The organism is Shewanella sp., assembly GCF_048265805.1.
GTDB lineage: Bacteria > Pseudomonadota > Gammaproteobacteria > Enterobacterales > Shewanellaceae > Shewanella.
Map to the genome: position 1 here is coordinate 18,922 of NZ_JBLXAT010000037.1, position 13,128 is coordinate 32,049.

12 protein-coding genes are annotated in these 13,128 nt (G+C 44.2%); 9 read left to right on the plus strand and 3 right to left on the minus strand.

The window, feature by feature from the left end; all coding sequences use genetic code 11:
- The gene (locus ACN0TT_RS18385) at positions 1 to 3,159 is read left to right on the plus strand and encodes a hypothetical protein (RefSeq protein WP_417763598.1); all 3,159 of its coding nucleotides are present in this window, start codon (positions 1 to 3) and stop codon (positions 3,157 to 3,159) included.
- On the opposite strand, the gene ACN0TT_RS18390 is transcribed toward ACN0TT_RS18385, so the two are convergent.
- The gene (locus tag ACN0TT_RS18390; protein WP_417763599.1) at positions 3,146 to 3,385 is read right to left on the minus strand and encodes a helix-turn-helix domain-containing protein; all 240 of its coding nucleotides are present in this window, start codon (positions 3,383 to 3,385) and stop codon (positions 3,146 to 3,148) included. The genes ACN0TT_RS18385 and ACN0TT_RS18390 overlap by 14 nt on opposite strands.
- Before the next feature lie 326 nt (positions 3,386 to 3,711).
- Between ACN0TT_RS18390 and ACN0TT_RS18395 the strand changes: the two genes are divergently transcribed.
- Complete coding sequence (locus tag ACN0TT_RS18395) at positions 3,712 to 4,923, plus strand: Arm DNA-binding domain-containing protein (protein ID WP_417763600.1); 1,212 nt, start codon at positions 3,712 to 3,714, stop codon at positions 4,921 to 4,923.
- Entirely contained in the window at positions 4,920 to 5,237 is a 318-nt protein-coding gene (locus ACN0TT_RS18400; RefSeq protein WP_417763601.1) for a hypothetical protein, read from the plus strand. The genes ACN0TT_RS18395 and ACN0TT_RS18400 overlap by 4 nt, the downstream gene beginning before the upstream one ends.
- A gap of 400 nt (positions 5,238 to 5,637) precedes the next feature.
- Here the strand turns inward: ACN0TT_RS18400 and ACN0TT_RS18405 are convergent, their stop codons facing one another.
- Positions 5,638 to 5,844 (minus strand): hypothetical protein, encoded by a 207-nt coding sequence (locus tag ACN0TT_RS18405; protein ID WP_417763602.1) that lies wholly within the window; start codon positions 5,842 to 5,844, stop codon positions 5,638 to 5,640.
- Positions 5,845 to 6,192: 348 nt separating this feature from the next.
- On the opposite strand from ACN0TT_RS18405, the gene ACN0TT_RS18410 reads away from it, so the two are divergent.
- From ACN0TT_RS18410 to ACN0TT_RS18425, 4 genes are all read left to right on the plus strand, one after another.
- Positions 6,193 to 6,888, plus strand: coding sequence for an NADPH-dependent F420 reductase (locus tag ACN0TT_RS18410; protein ID WP_417763603.1), 696 nt, complete (start codon positions 6,193 to 6,195; stop codon positions 6,886 to 6,888).
- Between the two features lie 70 nt (positions 6,889 to 6,958).
- Positions 6,959 to 7,336: an alcohol dehydrogenase catalytic domain-containing protein gene (locus tag ACN0TT_RS18415; RefSeq protein WP_417763604.1), complete on the plus strand. Its 378-nt coding sequence runs from the start codon at positions 6,959 to 6,961 to the stop codon at positions 7,334 to 7,336.
- Positions 7,333 to 8,004 (plus strand): zinc-binding dehydrogenase, encoded by a 672-nt coding sequence (locus tag ACN0TT_RS18420; protein WP_417763605.1) that lies wholly within the window; start codon positions 7,333 to 7,335, stop codon positions 8,002 to 8,004. The genes ACN0TT_RS18415 and ACN0TT_RS18420 overlap by 4 nt, the downstream gene beginning before the upstream one ends.
- Positions 8,005 to 8,146: 142 nt before the next feature.
- A complete protein-coding gene (locus ACN0TT_RS18425; protein ID WP_417763606.1) occupies positions 8,147 to 9,355 on the plus strand; it encodes a multidrug effflux MFS transporter in 1,209 nt (402 codons plus the stop codon).
- Positions 9,356 to 9,359: 4 nt separating this feature from the next.
- Here the strand turns inward: ACN0TT_RS18425 and ACN0TT_RS18430 are convergent, their stop codons facing one another.
- Entirely contained in the window at positions 9,360 to 10,253 is an 894-nt protein-coding gene (locus tag ACN0TT_RS18430; RefSeq protein ID WP_417763607.1) for a LysR family transcriptional regulator, read from the minus strand.
- Positions 10,254 to 10,816: 563 nt separating this feature from the next.
- On the opposite strand from ACN0TT_RS18430, the gene ACN0TT_RS18435 reads away from it, so the two are divergent.
- Together ACN0TT_RS18435 and ACN0TT_RS18440 are read left to right on the plus strand one after the other, a co-directional pair.
- Positions 10,817 to 11,800: an aldo/keto reductase gene (locus ACN0TT_RS18435; RefSeq protein ID WP_417763608.1), complete on the plus strand. Its 984-nt coding sequence runs from the start codon at positions 10,817 to 10,819 to the stop codon at positions 11,798 to 11,800.
- 207 nt (positions 11,801 to 12,007) lie between these two features.
- Positions 12,008 to 13,128: efflux RND transporter permease subunit (locus ACN0TT_RS18440; protein ID WP_417763609.1), on the plus strand; the 1,121-nt coding region annotated here is incomplete at its 3' end.

A 13,128-nucleotide genomic window follows, 5' to 3' on the forward strand; every position in this document is an offset into this window, starting at 1 on the left:
ATGGAACGCATGAGTCGACTTTTTAACAACGCCATTGGTGAAGTCTTTAAATCTGAAGCGTTAATGCAAATGCAGGCTTATCTCGAGATTACGGAAAACACACAACTTGATAAATCTGCACAAATAAATGCCATTGATACTGTGTACGAGCTGTCTCGCCAACATGGCATGTATTCGGGAACAACGGTTTCATCAAAGTCCCTGGCTAAAATTCAAAGTCTATTTAGCAACGCATATGAAATCCATAATCTCCAACTAAAACTATTAGAGTTGCTTCTCGCAATAATCGAGAAGCAACTAAACCTAAGATCAGCTGGAGTATCCACAACATGCCAAATCAAACAAGACCAGCCGGTCCTCAAGCCAGATGATTTGCTGACGTCAAGATTACAAGCGAAAGTCTATCAATTACTCGAAGATGAAGCGGTCTTAGGAAAGTACTTGGCGTTTCCACATCAATACCGAGCGATTATGGCGCTTTGGCTCGTACTCAAAGAGGGAGTTAGTAGTCAGAAAGAAATCACATCAATTCTAAGCAGAACAAGTAAAATTTACAGAATCGATCAAAATTGGTTTGTTGAAACGGAAAAGAGGCGCTATTGGCTTTCTCCAAAAGCTGAGCTACTGCTGACAGCGTTCTGGAGTAATTCCGGTAGTGACAAATTTGATACGACTAAGGATATTAATAAATTTTTCCACGATTTTCGGATTGTTCCCAACACGTTTAATTTGAAGTTCATCCAAATTCGCTCAATGATGAAAAGCGAATTTATACTTAAAAATAGCGCCATAGAGTACGGCGTCTTTCAATCGGTAATTCCTAGTAAGCAGCTTCCTCAAGTATCTTTGATTCGTCTACTCACGGGTAAACGGATCGATCTTTCAACTCCGCCAGAAGAATTACACTCGGTCACATCAAGACAGCGAATCGCTTGGATATCAGAGAATCGAAGTTCTATTAAAATTTCGTCTGAGAATATGACTCCACAATACAACGAGTTGACAACAATTCAACAAATTGAGGATGTAGAAAAATTTACATGCCGTCTGATTAGAACGTCCTTAAAAAAGAGCATTCGAATTGGAACTCTGCTCAAAACTGATCTTAAAAAATGGCTAGAGGATGATAACAACGCATGCTCATACCCTTGGGTGTGGCTACTCCTATCTTGGTGTTACCATCTACTTAAGGAAGGGGGGAAACATAAAAAGCGCCTTCGTTTAACCACGATAAGATCATACGTTCGATATGTTGCTGCGCCTTTTATTAGGGAATTTTCGGGGTGTTCCCCCAAAAAAATGGTGGGGTTTGATTGGGCTGATAAGATCAACCGGGCAGCAGAACATATTACTACCACAAAGAAGGCATTTTTTTTATATTTTGCGGAGTTTTTAGTCCAAAGTAACCTTGTTTCGGGGCTTAGCTTATCTGACATTGACATCGGTATAAACAAAAAAAGCATTGATGCTAACATCGTCACACAGGATGAAGCAGATTCGATTATTTCTGTATGTGACTCTTTGCAGACATATGTTTCTATGTTGGCAAAATTTTGCTTTTGTTTGGGATTTTATAGTGGACTACGAAGGGGGGAAATAGAATTCCTTCAACTCTCAGATTTTACCTATAATGGCATTAATTACATGAACTTACATGTAAGACCTAATAAATATCGTGAGCTAAAATCAAGAGAAAGCTCCAGAAATCTCCCTGTAGAATGCTTATGGCCTAGAAAATACCGTGAAGAATTTGAACAATTCTTAGATGCTACTAAAAAAGATGTAAGGCTCTCTAAATCAAAGGTTTTCAGAGAAAATTCGCAATTAGATGATGCATTTACGCTGCTCACAGAAATCATGAGATCGGTGACGGGAGACCCTAGGATACGTTTTCACCACTGTCGGCACTCATTTTGTAATTGGACTTGGTTTAGATTGAATCTTAAAAATCCAAGTACTTGCATTGAGTTAGAGTGCTTAAAACATGATTATTTTTCTTCTTCGAACCACGAGCAGCTGTGTCAGCGGTTAGGATTAAGCCAAGTTTCGAGGAAAAAATGGTGGGCGTTGTCGGGGTTGCTAGGTCATGCCACTCCCGACACAACAATTTCATCATACTTCCACTTATCAGAGTTTATTCAACGAATAAAGTTTTCTTCACATGTTCCGTCTCAAATGTTACTCAGAAAATTCTGGGGTCAACAGATACATATAGATGGATTCGGAAGGTTGAAGAGAATACCTCAGTCGGGATTAGTTAAAGCTGACACTTTTCCTGCGTTGATAACTCAAGAATTTGAAGTTAAAAATGTAGAAGATGTTGTTAATGAGTTAACTGCTGCAAAGGCAATGAAGACACCGCAAAAACTATCTTTGAGGACGATATGGGAAATAGTCTGCAAAATTGGAGCAGGCTACAACGTAGATACAGTATGTCAATATCATAATCTAGACCCAATGTGTGTCACTGCAGTTTTAAATATTGATAAAACAGTTGCTGAGCGAAGTTTGAAGCGGTCTAAACATAAGCTGAAACCGTTGGTCAATTTTCACTCACTCAATGCAGGTCATATAAAAACGATTAACGAATTTATAAAGCGTCTTGAAGACGCTACCCAATCGAAAGCGCTCGGTGATAAATTTCGGTTCGATTTACTCGTGGAGTTGCTTGAAGATCTTGTTGGCGCAAAAGATTGTCTAATAAGGACGCATAATCGTAATCCTGCGTTGCTGTTGTTGAAACTTTTGCAAGTGATGAGATTTAAGAGTCAGAATATTAGATTTCAATGGTATTTCCCGAGCGAAACGCAATATGAACCGGATAAACTAGACGAATACCGAAGGGACTTACGGTGGTGGGTAAAGACTATCCATAAGCACCTGTTTGATGATATGACTATCGAATTAATCATTCCTAAACAACTCGCAGGGTGTCTCAATGATAGTTCTTCTAAAGCGTTCAAGGTAATCGAAAGTGATGCAGGTAAGTATCTAAGATACGTGTCGCCAGGCACTATAAATATACAGTTTCTACAGTGGCAATTTGCTTCAAAACGTTTCTCCGAAAACGGCGTACAAAAATTTTCACCCCAGAGAACCCGCGCATTTATCAGCTTTTTGAGGCTGATTGCAATTCATACCCAACTCAATTCTTTGTAATTTCGTCTTCTGCGACGTACTCAAGTAAGTCTTCAATGTTGCACTCAAAATATCTGCACAGCGCTTCTATTGTCGTAACACTGGTATGGTAACCAGTGTTGTTAGCAATTTTTGACATGGCAGAGCTTTGTATTCCTACTTGGTCTGCCAAAAAAGACAACGTGATCTTTCGACCATCCCGCTTAGATTTATCTGCTACTAATTCCCTAATCTTATATCTAATCACTTACATATAACCAATCGGTAGATAAAATGTCTTGATAAGACGAAAAGAGACTCGTATATTTGTCTTGTGAAGACGAAATGAGTCGTAAGGAGGTCTAATGGACCAACAACTGTTAACAACTAAAGAGCTCTCGGTTCGAATCAAATTTAGCGCCAACTATATCCATTCGAACCTCAGAGACTCAGTTTTTATCGAAGGTAAGCATTACATTCGACCGTTCAATGGTAAAAAAATTCTGTTTATATGGGAAGAGGTCGAAGCAGAATTATTCCGCAGTGCTACCAGAAACGCCAGTTATATCCCGATGTCCGCTGGGAGGGTTTGTTATGGGTAGTGTTAACGCGAGAGGGGACAAGCTTTATATCGACTTTCGGTATTGTAATGTTCGCTGTAGAGAGCAAACGCTGCTTAGCGACACGGCATCAAATAGAAGAAAACTGACGAAGCTGCTCAATCAGATCGATGCAGATATTAGGCTTGGCTGCTTTGTGTACAGTGACTATTTTCCCGAGTCGAAGCTAACCTGTCAATTCCTCTCGCAAGATGTCCACGCACGACAAAAGAAAGAAGAGCTGCTTGGATGCTACAAGACTGCATCGCAGGAATTGCAGGGAGTTTCATCAATTTCGTTTGAAGCGTTCAGCAATGAGTGGTTTTTAGAAAACGAAGTTAGATGGAAGGCGAGCTATATCAGCAGCATGAAGATTTACGTCTTTAACTACTTGGTTGTTGAGTTTGGTCACGTTGACATAGCTCAAATTACCCGTCCCGATATTCTCAAGTACCGCGCAAAGTTGATGCAGCGCAAGGAGGATGGAAATCGTCTTTCTGCTGATTTTGTCAATCACGTAATGACACCGCTTCGGATGATTTTGCGTGAAGCTGCCGACCGTTACGGGTTTAGGTGCCAGTTTGAGAACATTAAGCCGCTCAGAGTAGAAAGGCGAGATGTCAATCCGTTTACCTTAGAAGAGGTCATGACATTTCTAAAAACCGTAAAATTCGACTATCGAAATTATTTTGCGGTGAGATTTTTCACTGGCATGAGGACTTCAGAGATTGACGGTTTAAAGTGGCAATATGTCGATTTTCGACTAGGGATTATCAGGATCCGAGAGACCTATGTTCAAGGGAAAATGGATACGACAAAAACACTTGGTTCGGCACGCGATATTAAGATGTCTAGTGTGGTGTTTAAAGTTCTTAAAGAACAGTTCGAACTGACAGGTAAAGGCGAGTTTGTGTTCTGCAATGCTGAAGGTAACCCTTTAGATAAGGGAAATATAAGGGATCGGGTCTGGAAGCCTGCATTAAAAATCATGGGGCTTAAATATCGGCGTCCTTATGAAACAAGGCATACCGCAGCAACACTGTGGCTTGCCGCCGGTGAGGCTCCAGAATGGATTGCCCACCAAATGGGTCATTCAAACACAAAAATGCTGTTTGAAACTTATAGTCGATTTGTTCCTAACTTAACTCGTCAAGATGGATCGGCATTTGAAATGTTACTGTCAAAAACGGGGGAGATAAAATTATGACATACCACTCATTGACCATTCACTGCGCAAGTTTGTGTTTAGATGTAATGTCCGCCCCTCATTTTTGGGATTATACAGAGTCTGATATTGTGGCATTTAAAGAAGAGGTTGTAAGTCAGATTAAAGCGAGGCTGTCTGATGATGAGAAGGCTAACGATGTGATTGAGCCTTTTGCTTCAGGTGTCCTTAAAGTTCTTATCTACTCACACTTAGAACATACTAAAATGCCACCGGCATCAATCATTGATACGATTCAGCAGCATTTTGATGACTTGATGTTTTATAAAACTCAAAGCCAAATTTTGTTTGAGTAGGTTTAAAAGGTCGAATTGAACAACTGGTTAAAGCCGAAACATCAAGGCCCTAGTTCTATGAATTAGTGCCTTTTTATTTCGAGTTTTAACTTGTTGTTCTGAGTAAAAAACACAATTGTAATCAATACGATTGAGAACAGGTATTTTACAATCTTGCGATAGTTTTGCTGCAACACCAAGCCACCTCAATATCACTGGCAATGCAATCATAGCAATAGTCGGCGCTGCCAACCCCATAGCCATAAAACTAGCATAAACCCAACTGCCAACTTGATCGCCCGCTCAATAGACTTTTGTGTCGATTAAGTATATCGCCTTATAGCGTTCTTCTTCCGGTAGGTGACTAAATGATTGGACTTAAACACAGCATACTGATCAGTGTGCCGGCAAACAGTCAGAGTTAATTATGTACGCCGCCAGCCGCGGCCAATTCATTCCGAATAGGTCTGAGTGCGTCGTACGACACAAACAATAAAAATACATAGATCCAACTCCAGACGACAGATTGAACCTCATTGTCATTTACTGCCGTTACCTTAGGTAACCACCGCTGTAGTGATGTCGTAGCGTCAGACTTCGATGGATCATTGGTGCGAGAAGTTGTCATTGTATTTCCAAGATTAAAAGCACTCACGCAGCACGCCCGATTCAATCCAGATGAACACTATCACTAAGTTGATTGAACCTATGAGTTGGATGCATGGTTTCATAAGGATATTGTCGCTGCAGATCCGACAATTATTCATGACCACAAATAATTTATGCAACTCATTCATAGGTCCAAGCGCTGTTACCCCATTATTAACTATCGACATAACCTCTAAAGTAGGTCTCGTTCTAATGGGCCGCAGGCAGCGGTCTGATGTGATAGGCAAATTTCGAGGTGACCACATGAGCATAAATCGCCCATACTTTCCACTTAGTGGTTTTTACCGCAGCGTTAATCGGGGGCAGTATGTCTGCATCTAGTAGTGTGGAGGCGGTTGATGTCAACACTATCTCTCCGGCAACGACCAAAATTGGTGTAATTGGCGCTGGTTGGCTCGGTGATACGGTTGGGAGTTTATGGGTGAAAGCGGGCTACAAAGTGAAATTTTCTTCACGCCACCCTGAAGAGCTGCAAACCTTGGCTAATCGCTTAGGCGACAACGCCACTGTTGGCACACCCGCTGAGGCTGTAAAATTTGCCGATGTGATTCTGGTGGCTGTGCCATATAGTGCGGTACCGCAAGTCGCTAAAGACTTTGCCGCAGATCTCGACGGAAAAATCATTCTCGATGCCACTAACGCGAGGGCCGATACCAGTGCTTTGACTGATGAAACGATTGCCAATGGTGTAGGCGTAACCTCTGCGAAGTATTTTGCGGGTTCACATTTAGTGCGTGCTTTTAGTGCAGTAGATGCTACCGCCATTGAGGCGTCTTTTAACCGCCCAATGCCACATAAACTTGGTGTGCCATTGGCGAGCGATGACGATATCGCCATGCAAGTCGCGATTAAATTGGTACACGATGCGGGCAGTATTCCTGTGGTGGTTGGAAATTTAAAACAGGGGCGAGTATTTGAACGTGGCGGCGATGGTTTTCGCGCCAATACCACCGCTGAGCAGTTGCGTAGCCGCTTAGGTTTGCCAGCTTCAGCTATCAAATAAATAGATAATAGACTGCGGCATTACGTATCTATTAGTCAGTTAACACATCATTTAATAAGACGAATTATCAATGAACATTATTAAAGCAATTGGTACAGAAGGGGCTAAGCAACCGCTTTCAGTCATGGCAATTAACCGTCGCGATTTGTTGGCGGACGACATTGAAATACAAATTTTGTATTGCGGTATTTGTCACTCAGATCTGCATCAAATCCATAATGATTTTGGTGGCAGTCATTTCCCTATGGTTCCGGGTCATGAAATTGTGGGTCAAGTCACTGCGGTCGGTAGTGCTGTGACTGATTTTAAGTCGGATACTATGCGGCTGTCGGCTGTATTGTCGATTCCTGTGGTCATTGCCCTGCGTGTGAGCGCGACTTACAGCAGTTTTGCGAGTACGGTACCACGCTATCGTTTAACTCGCCCGACAAACATCTTGGCGGTATGACGTATGGCGGCTTTGCTAAAACCTATGTCTGCAAAGATAAATATGCTCTACATATGCCTGCGGGATTAGATCTTGCTGCCGCGGCGCCACTGTTGTGTGCAGGAATAACTGTGTATTCGCCGTTGAGACATTGGCAGGCGGGGCCTGGCAAAACTGTTGGTATTCTGGGTATTGGCGGTTTAGGCCATGTGGCGATTAAGATTGCCAAAGCTATGGGCGCTGAAGTGGTGGTATATACCACATCGCAGGCGAAAATGATGGATGCTAAACGTCTTGGAGCCGATGCAGCTGTACACTCCAGTGATACAGCTCAAATGCAGCAGTTCGCAGGCAAAGTCGACTTACTTATCGATACCGTATCAGCCAAGCACGATATTAATCTGTACCTCAATCAACTCGCGATTGATGGTGCATTGGTGTTGGTGGGCTTACCACCAGAAGCGCTGGAGGTGGGGGCATTTAATGTGGTTAAAGGTCGCCGCAGCTTCGCGGGCTCTAATATCGGCGGCATAGGCGAAACTCAGGAAATGTTAGATTTTTGCGCTAAGCATAAGATCACCGCAGACATAGAACTCATCAACGCTGATGAGGTGAATGAAGCCTTTGAACGTTTAGCAAAAGGGGATGTTAAATATCGCTTTGTGGTCGATATGAAAACTCTGAGCTAAGTGTTTAAAGCTAAACTTGAGTTAAACACAAAGTGCAGTGATGTTACGTGTTATCACTGCACTGTTATTTTATCCCCCGCGCAGCTCAATATTGGGCCAGATGTAGTGACAGCCCCGAAATTGATGTTGGTAAACCTCTTCTATGAAATTACTTGAACTTAATGCAAGCCCACAAGCTGCCAAGACGAGTGCGATATTTATCAGCATCCTTGCTGCTTTGATGGCGTTTACTTCGTTATCGACGGATATCTATTTGCCGGCCATGCCGCAAATGGCCAAAGATCTACAAGGCGATGCTGAGTTGACCATTACTGGCTTTCTTATCGGCTTTGCTATCGCTCAACTTATATGGGGACCTATCAGCGACAGGTTTGGCCGTAAACCACCGCTATTTATTGGTCTGGTGTTGTTTGCCATTGGTTCTGCTGGCTGCGCTTTATCCACAGAGATCCACCAGATAGTGCTATGGCGTGTCTTTCAAGCTGTTGGTGCGTGCGTAGGTCCTATGTTGGCACGGGCGATGATCCGCGATCTTTTCTCCCATGTTGAGGCGGCGCATAAACTTTCGACCTTGACCATTATTATGGCGATTGCGCCCATAATCGGACCGTTATTTGGCGGGCAGATCATCAGGTTTAGCAGTTGGCATAGTATTTTCTGGTTATTAAGTATTATTGGGTTGTTAATGCTATTCGCCATCTACTTAATTCCAGAAACGCTGCCATTGGATAGACGCAGCTCGGCATCACTAGTACGCGCCATGAAAAATTATGGCTGGTTGCTTAAGCAACGCAGTTTTGTCACCAACGCGTTGTGTGTGTGCTTTTTTTATATTGCAGCCTATGCCTTTATTACGGGGTCACCCTTTGTTTACATCGATTATTTCGGCGTAGATCCACAGCACTATGGTTGGCTGTTCGCCGTCAATATTGTTGGTGTTATGTTGTTGAGTTTTGTTAACCGTCGTCTGGTACATAAATTTGCTTTAAAAAGTCTGCTTACTGGTGCGACGGTGGTTGCGGCACTGGCGGCTATCGTTCTTATGCTGTTAGTGGCGTTGTCGTTGGCTAATATGTGGCTGGTAGTGATGTGTATATTTGTGTTCTTCTCAATGAACGGCATCATTGCAGCCTGTGCGACTGCGGCGGCATTAGCGAAAATGTCGCATATTGCAGGCTCGGCATCGGCATTGATAGGTGCGATGCAGTATGGTAGTGGAATTGTGTCGTCACTTTTATTAGCGCTGTTTTTAGATGGCACACCTTGGACGATGAGTTGGATCATCGCGCTATTCACGGTGCTGAGTATGTTGATGGCCCGTGCCGCACCTGCAGTCGATGCGGCAGAATAGGGCGTTATCCTCGATAGCGCAAAGCTTCCACGACAATGGAGAAGGCGGTTGAATGATTACGACGGTTTGGATAGTAGAGCGAGTAGCCTTCAAAGGCCGGACTCCAATCTTCCAACACTCGTTCTAGCTGACCATTTGCTAAGGCATCAGCCGCCATATCTTCGGGAATGTAACATAAGCCAAAGCCCTCAATCGCAGCCTGCAAAATATGCACACTGTCGTTAAATGCAAGTTGCCCCGAGGTGCGTACGACTTGTTCCTGACCTTCTTTCTCAAATTCCCACGCATAAAAGCCACCATAGGTAGGCAAGCGCATGTTGATACAGTTATGTTGCTTAAGTTCTTGCGGATCTGTTGGCTTTCCGTATTTGGCAAAATATTCAGGGCTAGCGACTGCAGCAAGCCGCATGAACGGAGATAACGGCACGCCAATCATATCTTTAGGGAGTGACTCTCCGAGACGTACGCCGATGTCAAAACGGTCTGCAACGATATCGGTAAAACGGTTATCCGCTGAAATCTCGATGTGTAAATCAGGATATTGATGCAAAATTTTACTGATTTTGGGCCAAATAAGATAAGTCACTGAATGCTTAGAGCAACTGATACGCACTGTGCCCATTGGGTTGTCACGCAGGTCGCCCAGTGAGGTCAGTGCGGCTTCAATTTCTTCAAAGCGGGGCGCTAGGGTCGCCAGCAGTTTCTCTCCCGCCTCAGTTGGCGAAACACTGCGGGTACTGCGAGCCAGCAAACGGATTTCTAATCGTTCTTCCAAACCACGCAGTGCATGGCTTAAAGCAGATTGTGATACCCCAAGCTGTGAGGCGGCTTTGGTAAAGCTTCCCTCGCGTGCCACCACCATAAAAGCGACCAAGTCATTTAAATTTTCTCTTAGCATCTGCTATCTCGCTGCTGCGTGTCGTTATTGCTTTTTACTCTAGTATGAATCAATTCTACTCACAAACAATTTGTATCTATGAGTGATGTTCATAGGTTTGTGCAACTTTTACCCGCTAATGTCCCGTTGGTTTGGTTGATAAAATCATCAACACATTTCATTTTCGCTGGTTGCGATAGCGATAAGGAGCTGTATCCAAACAAAGGAGCGATTTATGGAATATGTAACACTCGATAACGGCGACAGTAGTTTTAAGCCAGATGTTAGAGATTGAAGCACTTCAGATCGTTCTGTTGCGCAAATCGTACTGTGCTAGTTGGTGCAACACCTAGTCGGGGTTATCCCTTAAACCCTTACCCCATAGCCATATGCAGGAACATATCAGCGTATTTGATTTTGAATTGAGCGATGCCTATGCAGGCAATTGCCATTTTAGATACAGAACCGAGCTGTTTTTTTGACCATCGCGGTGCCGCGATTGTGAAGTAGCTCATAAATGTACATTACGACGTGGAACGCTGAATGATGGAATAGCAAACACATCACGCGTAAAGGAGTAAACAATGCAAACACGTACATTAGGGGCCACTGGTCTTGAGGTTTCCGCCATTGGTTTAGGCTGTATGGGATTAAGTTTTGCTTATGGTCCCGCAACCGATAAATCACAAGCCATTGAATTGTTACGGAGTGCCTTTGAGCAAGGCGTAACCTTTTTTGATACCGCAGAATGTTATGGCCCATTTACTAATGAAAGCCTGCTTGGCGAAGCACTAAAGCCAATGCGGCAGCAATTGGTTATTGCCACCAAGTTTGGCTTTGTTGAAGGGGTTCCTGCAAAAGGGTTAGACAGTCGGCCAGAAACCATTCGCCGGGTGGTGGATGAATCGCTCAAGCGTTTGCAAACTGACTATATCGATCTGCTGTATCAACATCGCGTTGACCCCAACGTGCCTATGGCGGATGTTGCTGGTTGCGTTAAAGACCTTATCGCAGAAGGCAAAGTACGTGCTTTTGGCTTATCAGAAGCGGGCGTCGATGCCATTAAACAAGCTCATGAGATTCAGCCTGTGGCAGCGTTGCAAAGCGAATACTCTCTGTGGTGGCGCGAGCCAGAACAAGAAATTTTGCCAACATTGGAACAGTTAGGCATAGGTTTTGTGCCGTTCAGCCCATTGGGCAAAGGCTTTTTAACAGGAGCGATCACCGCCGACACCCACTTTGGTGACCAAGACTTCCGTGGAAGTATTCCACGTTTCCAAGCTGACGCAATTCGTGCTAACCAAGTTTTAGTTGACCTTATTAGCGATATTGCGAGTAATAAGCAGGCCACCAATGCTCAAATCGCACTCGCGTGGGTGTTAGCGCAAAAGTCGTGGATGGTGCCAATTCCGGGAACTACCAAATTGCACCGCCTGAAAGAGAATATTGATGCGGCTAATATCAGTTTAAGCGTCGATGAACTTAGCCAAATTGCCAAGCAACTGGAGGAGTTAGAGATCGTTGGGCAGCGTTACAACGAAGCGGCACAAAAGATGGTTAACCGATAGGGTATGTGAGCATCACGCGAGTGTGTGAGGCGGTGATTGACCGCCTCACATCTCTATTTATCAAGCTGGATCAGCAACTAACTCAAATAACTCAATCAATCAACCCATTCATGAGTGTGGCTTATTGCTGCATCCATAAAACGCCGCTAATCAAGCGACGGCTTAATTGTTAACTTGTAATGTCATTGTGAATTTTTTGGAGCCATCATGCAGTCATTGGTGCGTATTGCCCTGAGCAGACCCTACACCTTTATTGTGCTCGCATTGCTCATTTTAATTCTGGGGCCCTTGGCCTTTGTCAGAACACCTACCGATATCTTCCCTGAAGTTGATATTCCGATTATTGCGGTAGCGTGGCAGTACAAAGGTTTGCCGCCAGATGAAATGGCCGGGCGGATCAACACCCCATTCGAACGAGCGCTCACCTCTACGGTGAATAACATCGAACATATTGAAGCCAACTCATATACCGAGTTTGGCATTGTCAAAATCTTCTTTCATCCCACAGTGGATATCAATATGGCGAACGCGCAGGTGACTGCTGTAGCGCAAACCATGTTGCGACAGATGCCATCGGGCACACAGCCACCGTTGATTGTTAACTACAGTGCAGCCACAGTGCCAGTGTTGCAGTTAGCACTCTCAGGCAAAGGGCTGACTGAACAACAATTGGCCGACTTAGGCATGAACCAACTACGGACGCAATTAGTCACTGTGCCCGGTTCAGTTATCCCATGGCCTTATGGCGGTAAATCTCGGCAGATCACGATTGATTTAGATCCAGAAGCACTGCGAGCCCGAGGCCTAACTGGTCAAGACGTGGCTAATGCGCTCGCCAACCAAAACTTAGTGATCCCTGCAGGTACGCAAAAAATCGGTGATAAGGAATACACCATTCGCCTCAATAACTCACCGCGCTCGCTTGAAGATATTGGCGATTTTCCTGTTACGGCCGTAAATGGTGCAATGGTTTACATACGCGATGTGGCTAGCGTGCGCGATGGTAGCGCCGTACAGACCAACATTGTACATGTAGATGGTGGCCGCTCGGTGCTGATGAATATTTTTAAAGGGGGTAAAACTTCAACTCTGGACGTGATTGACGGCATTAAGCGCAATCTTGCGCAAGCAATGCCGCAGATGCCGGAAGGATTAGAAGTGAAACCAATTGGCGATCAGTCGATGTTTGTCCGCGGAGCGATTGATGGCGTGGTCACTGAAGGAATTATTGCGGCGCTGCTTACCAGTTTGATGATTTTGTTATTCCTCGGTAGTTGGCGACCAACTCTCATTGTGACCGTCTCAATTCCGCTCTCGATTTTAGGTGC

What these genes read in the sequence shown, in the direction of transcription:
- ACN0TT_RS18435 (WP_417763608.1), top strand. Translation starts at nt 10,817, where the DNA reads ATGCAAACACGTACATTAGGGGCCACTGGTCTTGAGGTTTCCGCCATT.
- ACN0TT_RS18425 (WP_417763606.1), top strand. Translation starts at nt 8,147, where the DNA reads ATGAAATTACTTGAACTTAATGCAAGCCCACAAGCTGCCAAGACGAGT.
- ACN0TT_RS18405 (WP_417763602.1), bottom strand. Translation starts at nt 5,844, where the DNA reads ATGACAACTTCTCGCACCAATGATCCATCGAAGTCTGACGCTACGACA.
- ACN0TT_RS18400 (WP_417763601.1), top strand. Translation starts at nt 4,920, where the DNA reads ATGACATACCACTCATTGACCATTCACTGCGCAAGTTTGTGTTTAGAT.
- ACN0TT_RS18415 (WP_417763604.1), top strand. Translation starts at nt 6,959, where the DNA reads ATGAACATTATTAAAGCAATTGGTACAGAAGGGGCTAAGCAACCGCTT.
- ACN0TT_RS18420 (WP_417763605.1), top strand. Translation starts at nt 7,333, where the DNA reads ATGACGTATGGCGGCTTTGCTAAAACCTATGTCTGCAAAGATAAATAT.
- ACN0TT_RS18395 (WP_417763600.1), top strand. Translation starts at nt 3,712, where the DNA reads ATGGGTAGTGTTAACGCGAGAGGGGACAAGCTTTATATCGACTTTCGG.
- ACN0TT_RS18385 (WP_417763598.1), top strand. Translation starts at nt 1, where the DNA reads ATGGAACGCATGAGTCGACTTTTTAACAACGCCATTGGTGAAGTCTTT.
- ACN0TT_RS18410 (WP_417763603.1), top strand. Translation starts at nt 6,193, where the DNA reads ATGTCTGCATCTAGTAGTGTGGAGGCGGTTGATGTCAACACTATCTCT.
- ACN0TT_RS18430 (WP_417763607.1), bottom strand. Translation starts at nt 10,253, where the DNA reads ATGCTAAGAGAAAATTTAAATGACTTGGTCGCTTTTATGGTGGTGGCA.